The sequence below is a fragment of the Corynebacterium sp. LK2590 genome (assembly GCF_040946105.1).
Taxonomy (GTDB): Bacteria; Actinomycetota; Actinomycetes; order Mycobacteriales; family Mycobacteriaceae; genus Corynebacterium.
The window spans coordinates 105,151-124,136 of the sequence record NZ_JAYWMH010000004.1; the positions used below are offsets into that span (position 1 = coordinate 105,151).

Sequence of the window (18,986 nt, forward strand, 5' to 3'; positions counted from 1 at the left end):
AAACTCGGGAGAATGACAAAGAGTTCCTACCACGTCGTCATCATGGGTGTTTCCGGCTCCGGCAAGACCACCGTCGGCCACAACGTCGCGGCGCTGACCGGCCACGCCTACCGCGACGGCGACGACATGCATCCGGCCGAAAACATCGCCAAGATGTCCGCGGGCACCCCGCTCAACGATGCCGACCGCTGGCCCTGGCTCACCGCCATCGGCACCTGGCTGGCCGCCCAGCCCGCGGGCACCATGGTCGGCTGCTCCGCGCTCAAGCGCTCCTACCGCGACCTCCTGCGCGAGCACTGCCCCGATGTCATTTTCGTGCACGTGGCCGGGGAATTCGACGTGCTGGCCGAGCGCATGCAGCACCGCGCCGGCCACTTCATGCCGGCCTCGCTGCTGCAGTCCCAGTTCGACACCCTCGAACCGCTAGAGGCCGACGAAGCCGGCGCCGTCTTCGACGTCGACCAGCCGGAAGAGGAAATCGCCCGCCAGGTGGCGGAGTACCTGGCCGCCTAACGCCTGGCTTCTTAACGTTTGGTCGCTCTTAAAGCCGAGCCGCGCCCAAGGCCAAGCCGCACCCGAGCCGCGGCCCCCTCCCGGCCCGCTAGAAGACCGTGAGTTAGAAGGCCGCGGCGACCCCGAAGAGCACCAGCGCGAAGACGAAGCCGATCACGCTGATGAGCATCTGGTTGACGGTCCAGGTGCGCAGCGTGGTGGCCACGTCCATGCCCATCAGGCGGCCGACCAGCCAGAAGCCCGAGTCGTTGACATGGCTGCCGAAGACCGAGCCCGCGGCCGTCGCCAGCACGATGAGCGCGAGCTGGACCTCGTTGAAGCCGCCGGCCTCGACCGCCGGGACCATCAGCGCGGCGGCCGTGGTCAGCGCGACCGTCGCCGAACCCTGCGCCAGGCGCAGCGCCACCGCGATGAGGTAGCAGGCCAAAATCACCGGGATGCCGATGCCCGACAGCGAATCCGCCAGCGCATCCCCGATGCCGGAGGTGCGCAGCACCCCGCCGAACATGCCGCCGGCGCCGGTAATGAGCACCACCGAGCAGATCGGCCCCAGCGAGGACTCCATCGCCTTTTCCATCGCGTTCTTGTCCACCCCGCGGCGCAGGCCCAGGATTGCCATCGCGGCGAAGGTGGTAATCAGCAGCGCGATGGGGGTCTGACCCACCATGATGAGCACCTGCGCCCAGGTGGCCTCGCCGTCGATGGCCCCGGCCGCCGCTAGCGTGTTCAGCCCCGTGTTGCAGAAGATCAACACCAAGGGGATAAGCAGCACGGAAATCACCGCCGCCGGGGAGGCCGGGCGGTGGGGCATCTCCGCTTCCTTCACAGCCGGGCCGGTGAGCATCTCCGTCACGCCGAAGGGGAATTTCTTACCCAGGAACAGCCCCAGGCGGTAGCCGGAGAAGTACCACGTCGGGATGGCGATCAGCAGGCCGAGCGCCAGAATGAGCCCGATGTCCGCGTTGAAGAACTCCGCGGCCGCGACCGGCCCCGGGTGCGGCGGCAGGAAGACGTGGGTGACCGAGAACGCGCCGGCGGCCGGGATGCCGTAGGCCAGCACCGGCCCGTTGAGCCGGCGCGCCACCGCGAAGATGACCGGCAGCATGACCACCAGGCCGGCGTCGAAGAAGATGGGGAAGCCCATAATCAGCGAGGCGATGCCCAGCGCCAGCGGCGCGCGGTCTTCGCCGAAGCGGGCCACGAGGGCATCGGCGAGCGACTTCGCGCCGCCGGAGGCCTCCACCAGCCGCCCGATCATCGCGCCCAGGCCGACCAAAAGCGCCACCGATGCCAGCGTGCTCCCGAAGCCATCCGTCATCGTCTCGACCACCCCGGCGATGGGCAGCCCCGCCGCCAGCGCAGTCAGCGCCGACACCGTTACCAGCGTGACGAAAGCGTGCACGCGGAAATAGATGACCATCACCAAAATCAGGGCGATGGCTGCCACCGCGATGCCCAACAGCGGGCCCGCGCCCAGCGTCGGCTCCCACGTGTCCATAGTCTCCATTGGACAAACCTCTTTTCCTAGGTGGTTTGTGTAGTTAGGGGGAAGGCTCCGGTCGCCGTGGGCGGGCACGGGGCCAATACCTCAAGTTAACACGCGCACCCCCGCATTCAGGGTGTCGGTGAGCTTGGGAAACAACACACCTGCGGGATTTGCTTTTTGGGTCCGCGGCGTGCCGGTTGCTAAATTCAGGTGTAAATACCGCAGGCCGGCGCCCTAGTTGACGCTGACGGATTCGACAACTGCAAGGAGAAACCATGTCCAAACTAGGAGCCCTACTCGCGCCCGGGGGCGTGGAGCTGGACGCGCCTGCCGCGGACTGGCGCGCTGCTATCACCCGCGCCGGCCGCCTGCTGGAGGCCAGCGGTTCCGCCACCGCCGACTACACCCAGGCGATGATCGAGACCGTGGACAACAACGGGCCCTATATCGTCGTCGCCCCCGGCTTCGCCTTCGCCCACGCGCGGCCCTCGGAGGCGGTCCGCCACACCGCCATCAGCTGGGTGCGCCTGGCCGAGCCGGTCCGCTTCGGCCACGGCACCAACGACCCGGTCACCCTGGTCGTAGCCCTGGCTGCCCGCGACGACTTCGCCCACACCCGCGCCATGAAGGAACTGGCCCGCGTGCTCGGCGATGCCGACAAGCGCGAACTCCTCGACGTCGTCACCTCCGAAGGCCAGCTGCGCAACGTCCTGGACGGCTACGTGCCCACCGCCGCCGCCAACGCCATCGCTATGCGCCGCGAGCGCGAGGCCCGCGAGGCCGAAGAGACCGCGGCGGCCGCCGCAACCGGCGCGGCGGTCCCCGCCGCGCGCCCCGACGGCACGGTCGAGAGCAAGGGCAAGATACTTACCGTCTGCGGCAACGGGCTGGGCACCTCGCTGTTTTTGAAGAACACCCTGGACGGCGTGCTTGACGAGTGGGGCTGGTCGCCGTATTTCACCGTCGAGGCCACCGATACCATCTCCGCGAAGGGGCGCGCCAGCGAGGCCGACGTCCTGCTGACCTCCGGCGAGATCGCCGCCGCCCTGGGCGACGTGGGGGTGCCGGTCTACGTCATCGACAACTTCACCTCCGCCGCGGAGCTCGACCGCGCGCTCCGCGAAATCTACGACATCCCCGCCGCACAGGAAGGCCGGTAAAAACATGAACATCCTGGTAGACGCCGCCAATTTCGTGGTCAATGAGATCCTGGCCGTGCCGGCCTTCCTCATCGGCATCATCACCGCCATCGGGCTGGCCGCGCTGGGCCGCGGCATCGGCCAGGTGCTGGGCGGGGCGATCAAGGCCACGCTCGGCTTCCTGCTCATCAACGCCGGCGCCGGGCTGGTCACCGCCTCCCTGGAGCCACTCGGCGTCATGATCACCGGCGCCACCGGCGCGCACGGGGTAGTGCCGACCAACGAGGCCATCGTGGGCATCGCCCAGCAGCAGTTCGGCAGCCAGGTCGCCTGGGTGATGATCCTGGGCTTCGTGGTCTCCCTGCTGCTGGCCCGGTTCACGCCGCTGCGGTACGTCTTCCTGACCGGCCACCACGTGCTGTTCATGGCCACCCTACTCACGATGGTCTTCGCCCCGGCCGGCTATCCCGCCTGGGTGGTCATCGTCTTCGGCGCCGCCCTGTTGGGCATCCTGATGGTCTCCCTGCCGGCCATCGCGCACCCCTGGACCCGGCGCATTACCGGCGACGACTCCGTGGTCATCGGGCACTTCGGCGCCGCCGGCTACGTCGCCGCCGGCGCGGTGGGCAAGCTGGTCGGCGGCAAGCGCAAGCCTTCCGCCTCCACCGAGCAGCTCCACCTGCCGGAGGGCCTGCGCTTCCTGCGCGATTCCATGGTCGCCACGGCGCTGTCGATGGCGCTGATGTACATCGTGCTCGCCCTGCTGTTCCTGGCCCGCGCCGGCGACGAGGCCTTCACCGCCTTCGAGGACGGCGCGACCGGGGTGGGCAACTACCTCATGCAGTCGCTGACCCAGGGCCTGCAGTTCGGCGTGGCCGTCGCCGTCATCCTCTTCGGCGTGCGCACCATCCTGGGCGAGCTCGTGCCCGCCTTCCAGGGGATTGCCGCCAAGGTCGTGCCCGGCGCCATCCCGGCCCTCGATGCCCCCATCGTCTTCCCATACGCCCAAAACGCCGTCCTGGTCGGCTTCCTGACCTCCTTTGCCGGCGGGCTGGTGGGCCTGGCGGTCCTGTCGCTGTGGCTGGGCCCGGCCTTCGGGGTGGCGCTCATCCTCCCCGGGCTGGTCCCGCACTTTTTCACCGGCGGCGCGGCGGGTGTCTACGGCAACGCGACCGGCGGGCGGCGCGGCGCGGCCGCCGGCGGCTTCGTCAACGGCCTGCTGATTACCTTCCTGCCGGCCTTCCTGCTGGGCGTTTTGGGCTCCTTCGGCGCGGCGAACACCACCTTCGGCGACGCCGACTTCGGCTGGTTCGGCATGCTCATCGGCTGGGCCTCGGCGCCCGGCGGGGTAGTGGGCCTCCTCCTGGTCGGCCTCGTCGGCTTGGCCGTGCTGGCGCTCGGCTGGTTCTGCCAGGTCCGGCTCGTCGATGCCCACTGGGATCCCACCCCGCACCGCCCCGCGCCGACCGCGCACGACGACGCCACCGATGCCGGGGCCGCCGCCGGGAATTCCGCCGGGGCCGACGCCCGCCGCGGCACCTGGCGGCACTACCCGCGTATTACCCCGCCGGCGGGAGCGCTGATCCCGCCCGCGCCCCGGAACTAGCCCCGTTCTAACCCCCTCCTTACTTGCGGGGGTGTGCCGGCGGGCGTGTAATTGAGGCATGAGCCTCGACGTCAACACCGCTCTGATCGATCGCGTGGCCGCGGCCAGCGATGCCTCCCACTTCCTTTTCACCCCGCAAGCCGTCATCGAAGCCAAAAACGCCGATGACGTCGCCGCCGCCTTCCGCGCCGGGCGTGCCAACAACATCCCGGTGACCCTGCGCTCCGGCGGCACCTCCCTGGCCGGCCAGTCCGCCGGCGACGGCTACCTGGTGGACGTGCGCAAGCACTTCCGCGGCATCGAGGTGCTGGATGGTGGCGAGCGCGTGCGCGTCCAGCCGGGCGCCACGGTCCGCCAGGTCAACGCCCGCCTGGGGCTGTACGGCCGCAAGCTGGGCCCGGACCCGGCCAGTGAGTCGGCCGCCACGATGGGCGGGGTCATCGCCAACAACTCCTCCGGCATGGCCTGCGGCACGGAGCTGAACACCTACCGCACCCTGGAGTCGATGACCCTGGTCCTGCCGTCCGGCACCGTCTTAGACACCGCCCGCCCGGACGCCGACCAGCAGCTGGCCCAGCAGGAGCCGGAGCTCTTCGAGACCCTGCAGCGCCTGCGCCGCCGCGTGGTGGACAACCCGGCCTCGGTGGAGAAGATCACCAAGCACTTCAGCCTGAAAAACACCATGGGCTACGGCCTGAACTCCTTCCTGGACTTTGAGACCCCGGCGAAGCTCCTGGAGCACCTCATCATCGGTTCGGAGGGCACCCTGGCCTTTATCGCCGAGGCCGTCTTCCGCACCGTGCCGATCGCCCGCCTGACCACCACCTCCGTGGCCGTCTTCCCGGACGTGGACGCCGCCACCCGCAGCCTGCCCGACCTGCTGGAGACCGGCGCGGCCACCCTGGAGCTGATGGACTCGGCCTCCATCCGCGTCGGTCGCACCTTCGACAAGGTCCCGGAGGCCATCACCGGCTTCGACATCGACTCCCAGGCCGCCCTGCTCATCGAGTACCACGCCGACAGCGAGGACGAAATCAACGCCAAGGAGCAGGCCGGCTCGAAGCTGCTGGCCGAGCTCAACCTCCAGTCCCCGGCGCAATTCTCCGCCGACGCCGCCACCCGCACCGCCGCCTGGAACTTCCGCAAGGGCCTCTACGCCCAGGTCGCGGAGGCCCGCCCGTCCGGCACCACCGCGCTGCTGGAGGACATCGTCGTGCCGGTCGCCGACCTCGCGGACGCCTGCGCCGGCCTGCAGGACATCTTCGCCCGCTACTCCTACGACGACGCCGTCATCTTCGGCCACGCCAAGGACGGCAACATCCACTTCCTGCTCACCGACCGCTTCGAGGGCGACGAGGCCATCGGCCGCTTCAACAACTTCAACGAGGACATGGTCTCCCTGGTCCTGGAAGCCGAGGGCAACCTCAAGGCCGAGCACGGCACCGGCCGCGCGATGGCGCCCTACGTGCGCCGCCAGTACGGCGACGAGCTCTATGAGGTCATGCAGGAGCTCAAGCGCGCCTGTGACCCGACGAATACCATGAACCCGGGCGTCATCCTCGACGACGACCCGGACGCCCACGTCAAAAACATCAAGCTCAACCCGACCGTGGAAGAAGAGATCGACCGCTGCGTGGAGTGCGGCTACTGCGAGCCGGTCTGCCCGTCGCGGGATCTCACGCTCACCCCGCGCCAGCGCATCGTCGTCCGCCGCGCCCGCAAGCGCGCCGAGGAGGCCGGGGATACCGCCACCGTCGCCGAGATCGACGAGGCCTACCAGTACGAGGGCATCGAGACCTGCGCCGTCGACTCCATGTGCCGCACCGCCTGCCCGGTGGGCATCGACACCGGCAAGTTCATCAAGCGCCTGCGCCGCGAACAGGCCCAGCCGGTCCTGCAGGCCGGGTGGAAGGCCGCGGCGAAGGGCTGGCCGGTGGTCAGCGAAGGCGCATCGGTAGCGCTGACCGGCGCCCACTTCCTGCCGACCTCCCTGGTCAAGGCCGTCACCGACGTCGGCCGCCGCCTGGTAGGCTCCGACGTCATGCCGCAGTACCAGCCTGAGCTGTCTAAGGGCGGCAAGCCGCGCGCCCGCCTGGGCCGCCGCGTCGGCGATAACCGCGCCGCCGTGACCGGCATCTTCCTGCCGGCCTGCGTGAACACCATGTTCGGCCCGCAGGGCGACGGCCCCGGCGCCACCGATGCCTTCGTCAACCTCCTGGAGCGCGCCGGGCTGGCGCTGGAGGTGCCCGGTGGCATCGACAAGCTCTGCTGCGGCACCCCGTGGTCGTCCAAGGGCCTAAGCGAGGGCCACGACGTGATGGAAAAGCGCGTCGTGGACACCGTCGTGCCGCTGACCGACGGCGGGAAGCTGCCCGTTGTCGTCGACGCCTCCAGCTGTACCGCCGGCTTCCGCGACCTGCTGGAAGCCCACGGCGTCACGGTTATCGATGCCATCGCCTTCACCGCCGAGCACATCCTCCCGGCCCTAGATGTTGCGCACCCGGCCGAGTCCGTCACGCTGCACCCGACCTGCTCCGCCTTCCAGCTAGGAATCATGCCCGACCTGGAAAAGGTCGCCGGGGCCGCCGCGCGCGAGGTCAACGTGCCCACCGCCTGGAACTGCTGTGGGTATGCCGGCGACCGCGGCATGCTCCACCCCGAGCTGACCGCGTCCGCCACCCGCGCCGAGGCCGCCCAGGCCAAGGAATTCGGCGCCCAGTACCACGCGTCCACCAACCGCACCTGCGAGCTGGGGCTAACGCGGGCGACCGGCTCCGACTACCACCACATTCTGGAGCTGCTGGACAAGGCCAGCCGCTAGCGCCCGCTGTTTCGGCGTAGGCTGGCTGCGTACGCTTTAGTGAACCGGAAGGAGCCAGCCCATGGCAGTAGGGGACATCGTTAGCGGCTACGACGGGATTCGCGAGAAGCAGGAGGCGCTGTACGTCGACCTGCACCAGCACCCCGAGCTCAGCATGGAAGAGGAGCGCACCCGCGGGATCATCGCGGACAAGCTGCGCGAATTCGACTACGACGTCGTGGAAGTCGGCGGCGGGGTCGTCGGCGTCCTAGAAAACGGCGACGGGCCCACCGTGATGTTGCGCGCCGATTTCGATGCCCTGCCCATCCAGGAGGACACCGGCCTCGACTACGCCTCCACCGTCGACGGCGTCATGCACGCCTGCGGCCACGACTCCCACGTCGCCGCGCTCATGGGCGTGGCCGCCCTCATGAAGGACGCCACCGATGCCTGGTCCGGCACCCTGGAAGTCCTCTTCCAGCCCGGTGAGGAAACCGCCGAAGGCGCGCAGTCCATGGTGGACGCCGGCGTGGTGGACAAGGTCGCCAAGCCGGACGTCATGCTGGGTCAGCACGTTTTCTGCAGCGTGGTGCCCGCCGGCAGCGTGGCTATCAAGCCGGGCCCGGTGCTCTCGACGGCCACCAGCGTGACCGTCAAGGTCTTCGGCGCCGGCTCCCACGGGTCCATGCCGCACCTGAGCGTCGACTCGGTCGTGCTGGCCAGCTCGATTGTCATGCGCCTGCAGACGATTGTCTCCCGCGAGCTCAACCCGAGCGAGTTCGGCGTGGTCACCGTCGGCTCCGTGCAGGCCGGTTCCAAGGCCAACGTCATCCCGTTTGATGCCACGCTGAAGATCAACATCCGCGCCTACGACGAGGAGGTGCGCGACAAGATCATCGAGGCCATCGAGCGGATCGTGAAGGCCGAGTGCGAGGCCGCGCGCTCGCCGAAGGAACCGGAGTTCAGCTTCTCCGACCAGTACCCGCTGACCGACAACGACGCCGACGTCACCGCTCGCGTGCGCGAGGCCCTCGAGGAGCACCTGGGCAGCGACCGCGTCCAGGACGCCGACCGGTTCACCGCCTCCGAGGACTTCTCCGTGGTCGCCGATGCCTTCGGCACCCCGTACTGCTACTGGATCTTCGGCGGCGGCAAGGAGGGCGAGGAGATGCCGAACCACAGCCCGTTCTTCGCGCCCGTCCAGCAGCCGACCCTGCAGACCGGCACCGAGGCCCTCATCACCGCCGCTTACGCCTGGTTGGGCAAGTAAAATTCTTGCCCCGGTTGCGGGGTGGTGGGCCCTGTTTTAGGGTGTGGGGCATGACATCGGGGGATTGTTTTTCTAGGTTCGTGGCTGCCGTGACCCAGCCCGGAATCGACATCGTGGAGGGTGCTTGGCACGCCGATTGGGATGCCGAGCGCGCGGCCGCCGGCTCCGGCCGCGACGAGCTGGAGCGCCTTTTCGACCTGGCCGGGGTGTTTTTCGGGCCGGTCAGGCACGCTGGCCGCCAGCGCCGGGTGCGCGCGAACGCCGCCCGGCACGGGCACTGCCTGCCCGTGTTGGATGTGCTGCGTGGGGTGCTGCGGCGGGTCAAAAACAAAAACGATGCCTGGCGCATCATGGAAGAACTTTCCGCCCAGCCGGCTGACGCCAAGCAAATGGCCGCCATAGCCCGCCGCAAAATCCAGGAAGCGCGCCCCGCCCCGACGCCGCAGCCAGGGGTGATCTACCGCCGCTCGGCCGAGGGCTTGTGGTCGATGCGGCTTATCGCCGACGCCGGCCTGGTCGCCGATATTAAAGCCCAAGTGCGCACCGTCGAGGATGCTCGCGCGGTCTTCACCGGCGGCACCAGTGATGCTGCCAGTGTCGGCGACGGTGACGGTTCCGGTGCCGGCAGTAGACCTCGCGGCGGCGTGCGCGCGTCGGTAATCACCAACGTGGTCCTCAACATTCAGGACTTCGGCCACCTCGTCGGCGGTCAGGACGCCGCGGATATTACGGTGCAGCTAACCAACGGGGCGGTGATTAGTGGTGCGGAGTTGGTGACCCGGGCGTTTGAGCAGGTCGGCTACGTCGGGGTCTTTGACCCGGTGGCCGGGCCGGTTAATTGTTACCGGGATGAGCGTTTGGCGTCGTGGAAGCAGCGGCGTTTGGCGTTGATGGAGCACCCGGTGTGTGCCTGGCCGGAGTGTTTGGCCGGTGCCGATGAGTGCCAGGTCCATCACCTGCAGTCGTGGGACTCGGGTGGTCCGACGAATGCGGCGAACCTGGCCACGTTGTGTCCGCACCATAATGGTGCCAACGAGGATGGGCCAGGCCCGGCGCAGACTCGGGGCCGGATGGCTAGGGTTGGTGGCCGGGTGGTGTGGATACCGCCCGAACGCGTGCCGGCTTAAATCGCCGGCGTCCCACCCTGCGGCCAAAACTAGCGGCCAGGTCAGCGGCTAACTCGGCAGCAGGCCAGCACCCTGCAGCCAGCCCGGCTGCCAATTTGGCAACGGCAAAATGCGCGCGGTTAGCCCGGCGGGAAACGCGCAGCTAAGCAGCAAGAACACCGCGACAAGAACACGCGAAGAGGCGTCCACGGAACACACCGTGAACGCCCATTCAGCGTGCCTACTCGGCGTACCAAGGTTGTGAGCCTGCGCTGCGCGACTGGGGTGTGCGCCGAGGCGGCGCGCCTAGATTGCGCACCTAGATGGTTCTTACGGAAATCAGTAGGCGGAATCAGTAGTGAGGTTACCCTCGAGTAGTGGACACCCTATTAGTACGGATCTTGTGTCCGTAGGAGAGGATGTTCATTGTGAATTCGTCAAGGAAGAAGTACACCCCGGAGTACCGGCAGGAGGCCGCCAGACTGGTCATCGAGTCTGGGCGCCCAATCGCTCATGTGGCTAAGGAAATTAGCGTATCAGCGACAATTTTAGGCAGGTGGGTCAAACTCGAGCGGGAACGCCAAGGCTCGGTAGACGGCCGCAGTGATGCTGATATACGAGCCGAAAATGCTCGCCTGCGTCGTGAGTTAGCTGAGGCCAAGATGGATAATGAGTTCTTGTCAAAAGCCACCGCCTTCTTCGCTGCGAAGCAACGCGATCGGAAAAATTTGAGCTAATACAGCAGGAGAAGGCGAACTACAGTATAAAAAGAATGAGCAGGTTATTAGAGGTTTCCCGTTCTGGCTACTATAAATGGCAAAAGGCTCAAGCAGTACGGCTTCGTGGTGAAAATCAGCGTCAGAGATTCCTCGACCAGTTAGACAGGCAAATTCATGACATCTGGGAAGATTCTGACGAAGTCTACGGTGCCCCACGGATTACTGCAGAACTCGCCGAGGTTGGGGTCTATGTGAATCGTAAAACCGTGGCCAAACGCATGCGGATGATGGGTATTGAGGGCATCTCACCTAGGGCGTTTGTTCCCGTAACGACGATTCAATCCAAGCGGAAGTCCACGCTTCCAGACCTGGTGAAACGCCTATTTGATCAAGGGCAGCTTAATCGAGTGTGGATGTCAGATATTACCTATCTACGCACGAATGAGGGCTGGCTGTACCTATGCGTTATCCGCGATGGACACTCCCGCCGAGTCCTAGGCTGGTCCATGGATAGTGTGCAGGATTCTTACCTGGTTGAACGTGCACTGCGCATGGCTTACACCCTGCGTGGTGAAATACCCAACGGCGTGGTCTTCCACGCCGATCGTGGTAGCCAGTTCACCAGCGAACAACTGTGGCAGGTCTGTCAAGAACTAGGGATTGCACAATCGGTCGGCCGTACCGGTGTCTGCTTTGACAATGCGATGGCCGAGTCGTTCTGGTCGACATTGAAGACCGAATTTTACGATCGGAAGAAATGGCGAACCCGTGACGACGCCCGGAAAGCGGTGGCTCGCTGGATTGAGATTGTCTACAACCGGCGCCGTCGCCACTCGTCCATCGGGATGGTAAGCCCCGTCGATTTCGAAGCCCAGCTCGCTGATCAAAATGGTAATAAGAAGGCCGCTGCTTAACCCCTAAGCAGCTTAACAACGTGTCCACGATTTGCGGGTAACCCCAGTAGGCGGAATCAGTAGGCGGAATCAGTAGGCGACGGCGTCGGTGGAGTTGGGGTGCTTGGCCAGCGGGGTGACGTGGATCTTCATGTACTTGTACATGGGGAAGCCGGCGAAGATGTCGTGGAGGGCATCGTTGTCGGGGGCGTCGTAGATGGAGTAGTTGGAGTACTCGCCGACTACGCGCCAGATGCCTTTCATTTTCCCGGCGGTCTGGAGCGAGCCGGAGTACTCCTTTTCGCGGGCCTGGAAATCGGCGACCTCTTCGGGGCTTAGGTGATCGGGGAAGGTGACGTCCATTCGGGCAAGAAACAGCACGGTGGAAAATCCTTTCCTTGTAGGTTCCGGGTTCAGTTCAGGGGTAGGTTGCGGATGGTCTATTTAATTGTCGGGGCCCGCGTGCGCGAGGGCACGCGGAAGTTCGTTGCGCGAGCGGATGCCGAGCTTCCGGTAGACCCGCGTCAGGTGGTACTCGACGGTCTTGGTCGATAGGTAGAGTTCCTCGGCGACCTCCCGGTTGCTGGCGCCGTCGGCGACGGCCTTCGCGATCTCCTCCTCCTGCGGCGTCAGTCCGCCGGCGCCGGTGGTGCGCCGTCCGAGCCCGCTGGCGCGGCGCTCCTGGTTGCAGCGCTCGACGAATTCGGGCGCGCCCATCGCGGCGTAGACTTCGCCGGCGCGGCCGAAGATCTCGTCGGCGTGGCGCCGCCGGCCCAGCCGGCGCAGGATGCGCCCGTACTCAAACAGGATGCGCGACTGGTAGAAGGGCAGGGGGCGCGACTCGATCATCTCGACGGCATCGGCGAGCCGCTTCAATCCGGCGGCGGTCTCGCCGCGCTGGATGAGCAGGCCGGCGCGCGGGACGGCGAGCTTCGCGGCAACGGACAGGATGTCGCTGCCGGCGGCGCGTTCCTCGGCGCGGGAGGTGACTTCCTCGGCGAGGTCGGCATCGCCGGCGTGGAGGAGCTGCTGGGCCCAGATGTCCTCCCAGGGCCAGAACCCGGGCTGGCCGATGTCGACCAGCCGGCCCATCTCGTACAGCGAGCGCCCGAAGCGCACCGCGGCGGGGAAGTCCTTGTTCATGGCGGCCGAGTGCATCTGGGTCATCGCAGACGGGATGCGCTGGATCAAAAACGCGTCCTGGCTCAGGGTCAGCCGGTTGGTGTAATCGCGCCCCAGCTCCCGGTCGCCGCGGTAGTGCGCGACGATGGACCCAGTCCACAGCAGCACCGGCTCCAGCACCCGGATGCCGAACTGCTCGGCCCGAGACAGGCCCCGCTCGACGATGCCCAGCGCCCCGTCCAAGTCCCCCATCAGCAGCAGGGCGCGGGCGTGCCAGGCGTCCATCCACAGCGCGATGCGCTCGGAGCCCTCCACGTGGTAGGTCGTGCGCAGCAGCTGGCTGGCGGTGACGGGGTCGTCGTGGACGACGGACAGCCAGCCCTGCGTCATCGCGCGCCGGTGTGCCAGGGCCGGGGTTTCGTGCGGGAGGGCGGGCCCGGCGTGGTCGGCGCCGGTCAAGATGGCGTGGGCGAAGGAGGACAGGTAGCGGGCTTCGGCGCTGGGGGCATCGTTGGCCGGGGACCACTGGGCGGTGGTCTGGGCCCAGTCGAGGACCCGCTCGGGGCGCCATTCGTGAAGGTAGTACAAGGTGTGGCGGGCGGCGACGGTGGCGCGCAGGGAGCGGTCCGGGGTGTCGTCGCGCTCGAGCTTGTCCCACGCGCGGTCAAGGACGCCGCGGGCCTCGGTCCGCCGGCCCTCGTGCAGGGCGAGGTAGCCGCGCACGGAGTCCACCCTGGGGTCCGCGCCCGCGGAGTTGAGCAGCGACGTGTACAGCTTGGCCTGCCGGATGTCGGAGCCGGCAATCAGCGCCTCGATGGCCGACAGGGTATTGCTTGTCGATGCCTCCTCGCCGTCCGCCAGGTGCGCCGCCAGCCGGTAGGAGTCGGCGGCCGCCCGCCAGCGGCCCGCGTGTCCCAGGGCGGCGCCGCGTTCAGCCAGGTCCTGCGGGGCGGTGGCGCCGGAGTCGGTGGGCTGGCTGAGAGCCCGGTGGAAGGTGGCGGCGTCGATGTCGTCGCGGGCGGCGTAGTAGTCCGCGGCGCGGGCGTGCAGGCGGCGGGCGCGGGCGGGATCCGTGGTGGAGCGGACGACGGCGCGGTCGGTGGGGTGGCGGAAGTAGACGCTGTGCTGGTGGTCGTCGGTGGCCAGCGCGAGGATGCCCGCCTCCAGGGCGGGCTCCAGGTTGGTGGCGGCCTGCGGGGCGAGGTGCTCGATAAGCCCCAGGTCGAGGCTGGAGCGGTGCAGGTGCTCGAGGGCGGCAATGGGCAGCAGGTCGCCCAGGTCACGGCCGTCGATGCGCGCCGCCAGCGCCCCGTGCCACGCCTCCGGCAGGCGGATGAGCGGGTTCGGATCGCGCCAGTGGTCGGGCGCGGCCACGTCGAGGAGCTGGCGCACCAGCGACGGGCGCCCGCCGGAGACGTGCTGGAGGCTCAGCGCCGACAGCGGGGACAGGTGCACGCCCAGGTGGGTCAGCGCCAAAGACTGGATCTCCTCCGCGCCCAGCGGTGGGATGTCGACGACGACGTCGGAGATGGCGCGCAGCCGTGGCATCGGGAGGCGGTTGGTGCCGGAGTGGGTGGCATCGATGGTAAAGACCAGGCACATCGTGCCCACCGTGAGGCGGCGGGCCAGGGTGACCAGCTGCTCGAGGGATTCCGGGTCGGCCCAGTGGGCGTCGTCGACGATGATGAGCGTGGCGGCATCAGGGGTATCCAGCACGCTTTCCAGGCTGGCGTGCGGGTGGCGGGAGCGGGCCAGCAGGCGGGCGCGGATGAGGTCGAGCAGCGGGGTGTCGTCCCAGTCCAGCGCGGCGGCCTGCACCGTGGACCAGCCGGACAGCGACTGGAGGATGCGGCGGGTCAGCTCCGTCTTGCCCGCGCCGGCCGGGCCAGAGATGCTGGCGATGAGGCTTTCGCCCGGGCCCAAGTGGCCCAAGGCTGAAAACAGGTGCCGGCGCGAGTGACGGGAATCACTAGTGGGGTGGGGCATGTGTTCTGAGTCTACCGATTCTGCTCGAGGCCGTGATCTAGGGCTGTCGTGGGTTTGCCTAGCGTTGCCCTAGCTCGGCCCCGGTCTTTCCCGGGCGGGCGCTAGGTTCACCCTGGGCAGGCGCTAGGCCGGCACGGGGCTGTTCTAGCCCTGATCCCCGCCGGCGACCGGGAGGACGGAGCCGTTGATATAGGAGGCCTCCGGCGAGGCGAGGAAGGCGATCGGGGCGGCCTGCTCGTCCAGGGTCCCGTAGCGCTTGGCTAGCGAGGACTCGATGGTCTGGTCGACGATCTCCTGGTACCAAGCCTTCTCCTGCTCCGTGCCGGGTCCCGGCCCGCGCGGGACCTGCCGCTTGGGTGCGAGCGTGCCGCCGGGCGCGGCCGCGACGACCCGCACGTTGTGCCCGGCCGCCTCCTTCGCCAGGGCGGAGGTCAGCGCGTTGACCCCACCCTTGGCGGCGGCATAAGGAACGCGGTTGATCCCGGCGGTGGCCACGGAGGAGACGTTGACGATGGTGCCGCCGCCGGCATCGATAAGCAGGGGCAGCTCCGCGCGCACGGACCACAGGGTGGTAAACAGCGAGCGCTGGATCTCCTGCGTGATCTCCTCTTCGGTGTAGTGCTGGTAGGGCTTGGCCCAGATGGTACCGCCGACGTTGTTGATGGCGGTATCCACCCCGCCGAGCGCCTCCGCGGCCTCCGCCAGCGCCTCCTGGGCCCCGCTGAAGGTCTCCAGGTCGGCGGTGGCGGAGCCGATGGCGCCGAGGGTCAGCTCGCACAGGGACTCGGCGACCTCGTGCACGATCGGGGAGCGGTCCACCAGGAACACGGAGCCGTTCTCGCGCGCGATGCGCCGCGCCACCGCCCGGCCAATCCCCTGCGCCGCCCCAGTGACCACGACCTTGCGGCCGCGGAAGCGGTCAGGGGTATACAGCTGCGAGGTCTCCTCGCCGCCGACGGGGACCTCGCCGGGTTCGGATTGCGTGGAAGACATGGTTTAGGCGGACTCCTTCGCTGGTTCTTTTTCCTTTGCCTTTTCCGCCGTGGTGGACGGGTTGAACTTCTCGAAGTAGAAGTTGCGCGGCGGGGTCTCCTGGCCGTCCAGGTACTTGCGGACGGCCTCGACCATCGGCGGCGGGCCGCACAGGTAGACGTCGGCGTCGCCGTCGTGCAGGTGCTCACTGATGTCCATGTGATCGGTGACGTAGCCGCGGCGCTCGTGGGAGGACTCCGGGTCCGCGACCACGGTGGTGTAGTCGAAGTCCGGCAGCTTGTCGCGGAAGGCATCGAGGCGCTCCAACTCCACCAGGTCGTGGTCGAAGGTGGCGCCGTAGATGAGGCGGACGGGCACGTCCAGCAGCTCGTCGCGGGAGAGCTTTTCCAGGATGGCCATGATGGGCGCCAGCCCCGTACCGCCGGCCAGCAGCAGGATGGGATCCAGGGGCTCGCGGAGGAAGAAGGAACCGACGGGGCCGGCCATCGTCAGCCGGTCGCCGACGGCGGCGCGCTCGTCCAGGTAGGTCGACATCAGCCCGCCCGGGGTGTGCTTGATGAGGAACGTCGCCAGCTCGTCGGAGACGTCGGAGGAGAAGGAATAGGAACGGTGCTCGGAGCTGCCCGGCACGGTGATGTTGATGTACTGGCCGGCCAGAAAGTGCAGGGCGGACGGGTCGTCGAGCTTGACCGAGAGCTTGAAGGTCGAATCCGACAGGCGGTCTAAGGCGGCGACCTCGCCAGCGAACTCGCTGACGCCGGTCTTGGCCATCTCCGAGGTGGAGGCGATTTGCACGACCATGTCGGTCAGCGGCTTGGTCTGGCAGGCCAGGATGTAGCCTTCCGCGGCCTCGTCGGGGGAAAGCGCCTCGTCGACGTAGTCGCCCTCGGTGAAGTCGCCGGCGTCGCAGAAGGACTTGCAGGTTCCGCAGGCGCCGTCGCGGCAGTCGAAGGGGATGTTGATGCGGGCCTGGTAGGCGGCGTCGGCGATGGTTTCGTTCTCCGCGCAGTCGATGAAGCGGGTGACGCCGTCCTCGAAGGCCAGCGCGACCTTATGCGGTGCAGTCATGATTTCTCACCTTTCCTAGTGTCAGCGGTGGTTTAGACCTGGTAGATGTCCACGACGTGGTGGATGTAGTCGTTTTTGAGCACGATCTTCTTCTTGGCGATCTGGAGCTCCTCCTGGGAGGTATCCAGGGTGATGAACGTGGTGCCGAAGTAGTGGTCGGTGGTGTTGTAGCGGAAGTAGTAGGAAATCCAGTTGAAGCGGATGTCGACGGCGTCGTCGCGGCGCTCCAGGATTTCGACGTTGGTGATGTTGTGGTTGTGGCGCGGCTCCGGGATGGAGGTCGCGGACGAGCGCTCGGTGCGGATGCGGAAGACACGGTCCTCGAGGCCGGCGCGGGTCGGGTAGTAGATGAGCGAGATTTCTTGCTGCGGGTCCTGGGTCAGCTCGTCGTCGACGTCCCAGGCCGGCATCCAGTACTCGGCGTCTTCGCGGTAGCAGTTGAGCCAGTTTTCGAAGTCGCGGTCGTCGAGCAGGCGGGCCTCGTAGTAGAGGAAGTCTTCGATTTTCGTGCGCGTGATGTTCTGTGACATGGGTTTTCTCCTTGGGGCTTGGTTAGCGGCGGCGGCGACGGCGGCGGGCGGGGGCGTTCTCGGCGGCTTCGGCCTTGGCGGCGGCCTTCTGCTTGGCGTAGTCGACGGTCGCGGCCTGCGATGCCTCGTTGTCCTCCCGCTGCTTAACCGCGCCGGATTCCTCGTGGTCGAGGGCCTTTTCCATGACCTGCTCCCAGTAGCCGTGCTGGACCGGGTAGAGGCCTTCGTCCTCGGTGCGGGCGCCGGAGGAGAGCACCTCGTTCATGCCCAGCTCCTTGGCCTTGTCATTGGGGCCTGCGGACTGCTGCTGCTGGCCGCGGGTCATGTCGTTCCAGGGGAAGGCGGAGGCCTGGTAGGTCTTCTGGCAGCTGCGGAACTCTTCCAGGTCGTCCGGGGTGGCCATGCCGGTGGCGTTGAAGAAGTCCTCGTACTGGCGGATGCGCGCGGCGCGGGCCTCGGCGGACTCGCCCTTCGGCGCGATGCAGTAGATGGTCACCTCGGTCTTGTCCACGCCCTTCGGCTCCAGGCGGCGGATCTGGGTGGAGAACTGGTCCATGATGTAGACGTTCGGGTACAGGCACAGGTTGCGGGAGGCACCGACCATGAAGTTGGCGCGCTCCTCGCCGTGCAGGTCCTTCAGCGCGTCCAGGCGGTCGTAGAGCGGGCGGTCCTCCGGGTTGGCCCAGGTGGACCAGAGGGCCAGGTGGCCGTTCGGGAAGGAGAAGTAGCCGCCGCCCTGCTCGCCCCACTTGCCGGCGTCCATGGCCTTGGTGTCGTTCTTGGACTCGCCGGAGCCGCGGCGGGAGGTGGTCGCGGCGTAGTTCCAGTGGGTGGAGGAGACGTGGTAGCCGTCGGCGCCGTTTTCGGCCTGCAGCTTCCAGTTGCCGTCGAAGGTGTAGGTGGACGCGCCTTTTAAGACCTCGAGGCCCTCGGGCGACTGGTCGATGAGCATGTCGAGGAAGACGCGGGCATCGCCCAGGTGCTCTTCCAGGTCGACGACGTCCGGGTTCAGGGAGCCGAACAGGAAGCCGCGGTAGGAGGCGAACTTGGGCACGCGGCGCAGGTTGTGGGAGCCGTCGGTGTTGAAGTTGTCCGGGTAGCCGCCGTCCTTTTCGTCCTTGACCTTGATGAGCTGGCCGTCGTTGGAGAAGGTCCAGCCGTGGAAGGGGCAGGTGATGGTGGTGCGGTTGTCCACCTTCTTGCGGCAGAGCATGGCGCCGCGGTGGGAGCAGGCGTTGATGAGGCAGTTGAGCTCGCCGTCTTTGGAGCGGGTAATGACGACGGGCTGGCGGCCGATATTCGTGGTGAAGTAGTCGCCGGGGTTGGGGATCTGCGAATCGTGGGCCAAAAACAGCCAGTTGCCCTCGAAGATGTACTTCATCTCCAGGTCGTAGATCTCCTGGTCGGTGAAGACCTCGCGGTTCACGCGAACGATGCCCTCGTCCGGGCGGTTGTCCAGCGCCCGGGAGAGGAGCTCGCGGGCAGAAGAGGTGGGGGCAGTCATGGGAAAACCTTTCCTCGTTGTGCAGTTAAAGTAACGTCATGTGTTCGCCCTCACGTTTTCGGTGAAGGTGTGACAATGATGGGTCGAACGTGACCCGAGTCGCATTAGGGAAAGTCCTAGGGTGATTTAAGGGGTGTATGTTCACAACATTCCCGGGTGGTTCGCGGGTCGAAAACCTGCAGCTCAACCCCGGTAAGGCAAGCCTTTATTTACTGAGATAAGTATTTTTCGCGCCGCCGGGTGTGTCGTCA

General features: G+C 67.1%; 13 protein-coding genes and 1 pseudogene. 7 read left to right on the forward strand and 7 right to left on the reverse strand.

Annotated features, from left to right (window positions below; genetic code table 11):
- Nucleotides 1–12 precede the first annotated feature (12 nt).
- Nucleotides 13–513: a gluconokinase gene (locus VVR85_RS06510; protein ID WP_368520129.1), complete on the forward strand. Its 501-nt coding sequence runs from the start codon at nt 13–15 to the stop codon at nt 511–513.
- 103 nt (nt 514–616) lie between these two features.
- Here VVR85_RS06510 and VVR85_RS06515 read toward each other — a convergent pair whose 3' ends face one another.
- Nucleotides 617–2,011 carry a GntP family permease gene (locus VVR85_RS06515; protein WP_368520237.1) on the reverse strand — a complete coding sequence of 465 codons (1,395 nt, stop codon included), beginning with the start codon at nt 2,009–2,011 and terminating at the stop codon, nt 617–619.
- Between the two features lie 263 nt (nt 2,012–2,274).
- On the opposite strand from VVR85_RS06515, the gene VVR85_RS06520 reads away from it, so the two are divergent.
- From VVR85_RS06520 to VVR85_RS06545, 6 genes are all read left to right on the forward strand, one after another.
- Nucleotides 2,275–3,159 carry a PTS sugar transporter subunit IIA gene (locus VVR85_RS06520; protein WP_368520130.1) on the forward strand — a complete coding sequence of 295 codons (885 nt, stop codon included), beginning with the start codon at nt 2,275–2,277 and terminating at the stop codon, nt 3,157–3,159.
- A 4-nt stretch (nt 3,160–3,163) separates the two neighbouring features.
- The gene (locus tag VVR85_RS06525; RefSeq protein ID WP_368520131.1) at nt 3,164–4,744 is read left to right on the forward strand and encodes a PTS ascorbate transporter subunit IIC; all 1,581 of its coding nucleotides are present in this window, start codon (nt 3,164–3,166) and stop codon (nt 4,742–4,744) included.
- Nucleotides 4,745–4,802: 58 nt separating this feature from the next.
- Nucleotides 4,803–7,565, forward strand: coding sequence for an FAD-binding and (Fe-S)-binding domain-containing protein (locus tag VVR85_RS06530; RefSeq protein WP_368520132.1), 2,763 nt, complete (start codon nt 4,803–4,805; stop codon nt 7,563–7,565).
- Nucleotides 7,566–7,626: 61 nt separating this feature from the next.
- Nucleotides 7,627–8,814 (forward strand): amidohydrolase, encoded by a 1,188-nt coding sequence (locus tag VVR85_RS06535; RefSeq protein ID WP_368520133.1) that lies wholly within the window; start codon nt 7,627–7,629, stop codon nt 8,812–8,814.
- An 89-nt stretch (nt 8,815–8,903) separates the two neighbouring features.
- Complete coding sequence (locus VVR85_RS06540) at nt 8,904–9,941, forward strand: HNH endonuclease signature motif containing protein (RefSeq protein ID WP_368520134.1); 1,038 nt, start codon at nt 8,904–8,906, stop codon at nt 9,939–9,941.
- Nucleotides 9,942–10,339: 398 nt separating this feature from the next.
- Nucleotides 10,340–11,553, forward strand: a protein-coding gene (locus tag VVR85_RS06545) for an IS3 family transposase (protein WP_368520135.1) whose coding sequence is annotated in 2 segments (ribosomal slippage) — nt 10,340–10,613 and nt 10,613–11,553 — 1,215 coding nt in all. Because the reading frame shifts where the segments join, the coding sequence is not laid out codon by codon here.
- Nucleotides 11,554–11,622: 69 nt separating this feature from the next.
- Here VVR85_RS06545 and VVR85_RS06550 read toward each other — a convergent pair.
- The 6 genes and pseudogenes from VVR85_RS06550 to benA form a co-directional block, all read right to left on the reverse strand.
- A complete protein-coding gene (locus VVR85_RS06550; RefSeq protein WP_368520136.1) occupies nt 11,623–11,913 on the reverse strand; it encodes a muconolactone Delta-isomerase family protein in 291 nt (96 codons plus the stop codon).
- Between the two features lie 63 nt (nt 11,914–11,976).
- Nucleotides 11,977–14,640, reverse strand: coding sequence for a LuxR C-terminal-related transcriptional regulator (locus VVR85_RS06555; protein ID WP_368520137.1), 2,664 nt, complete (start codon nt 14,638–14,640; stop codon nt 11,977–11,979).
- Nucleotides 14,641–14,784: 144 nt separating this feature from the next.
- Nucleotides 14,785–15,633, reverse strand: coding sequence for a 1,6-dihydroxycyclohexa-2,4-diene-1-carboxylate dehydrogenase (locus tag VVR85_RS06560; RefSeq protein ID WP_368520138.1), 849 nt, complete (start codon nt 15,631–15,633; stop codon nt 14,785–14,787).
- A 6-nt stretch (nt 15,634–15,639) separates the two neighbouring features.
- Nucleotides 15,640–16,701 (reverse strand): annotated as a pseudogene (gene benC / locus VVR85_RS06565) (benzoate 1,2-dioxygenase electron transfer component BenC); the annotation flags it as partial.
- A gap of 32 nt (nt 16,702–16,733) precedes the next feature.
- Nucleotides 16,734–17,231 (reverse strand): benzoate 1,2-dioxygenase small subunit, encoded by a 498-nt coding sequence (gene benB, locus VVR85_RS06570; RefSeq protein WP_368520139.1) that lies wholly within the window; start codon nt 17,229–17,231, stop codon nt 16,734–16,736.
- A gap of 22 nt (nt 17,232–17,253) precedes the next feature.
- Nucleotides 17,254–18,735 carry a benzoate 1,2-dioxygenase large subunit gene (benA, locus tag VVR85_RS06575; RefSeq protein ID WP_368520140.1) on the reverse strand — a complete coding sequence of 494 codons (1,482 nt, stop codon included), beginning with the start codon at nt 18,733–18,735 and terminating at the stop codon, nt 17,254–17,256.
- Nucleotides 18,736–18,986: the final 251 nt, after the last annotated feature.

What these genes read in the sequence shown, in the direction of transcription:
- VVR85_RS06535 (WP_368520133.1), top strand. Translation starts at nt 7,627, where the DNA reads ATGGCAGTAGGGGACATCGTTAGCGGCTACGACGGGATTCGCGAGAAG.
- VVR85_RS06510 (WP_368520129.1), top strand. Translation starts at nt 13, where the DNA reads ATGACAAAGAGTTCCTACCACGTCGTCATCATGGGTGTTTCCGGCTCC.
- VVR85_RS06555 (WP_368520137.1), bottom strand. Translation starts at nt 14,640, where the DNA reads ATGCCCCACCCCACTAGTGATTCCCGTCACTCGCGCCGGCACCTGTTT.
- VVR85_RS06525 (WP_368520131.1), top strand. Translation starts at nt 3,164, where the DNA reads ATGAACATCCTGGTAGACGCCGCCAATTTCGTGGTCAATGAGATCCTG.
- VVR85_RS06515 (WP_368520237.1), bottom strand. Translation starts at nt 2,011, where the DNA reads ATGGACACGTGGGAGCCGACGCTGGGCGCGGGCCCGCTGTTGGGCATC.
- VVR85_RS06530 (WP_368520132.1), top strand. Translation starts at nt 4,803, where the DNA reads ATGAGCCTCGACGTCAACACCGCTCTGATCGATCGCGTGGCCGCGGCC.
- VVR85_RS06520 (WP_368520130.1), top strand. Translation starts at nt 2,275, where the DNA reads ATGTCCAAACTAGGAGCCCTACTCGCGCCCGGGGGCGTGGAGCTGGAC.
- benB (WP_368520139.1), bottom strand. Translation starts at nt 17,231, where the DNA reads ATGTCACAGAACATCACGCGCACGAAAATCGAAGACTTCCTCTACTAC.
- benA (WP_368520140.1), bottom strand. Translation starts at nt 18,735, where the DNA reads ATGACTGCCCCCACCTCTTCTGCCCGCGAGCTCCTCTCCCGGGCGCTG.
- VVR85_RS06560 (WP_368520138.1), bottom strand. Translation starts at nt 15,633, where the DNA reads ATGTCTTCCACGCAATCCGAACCCGGCGAGGTCCCCGTCGGCGGCGAG.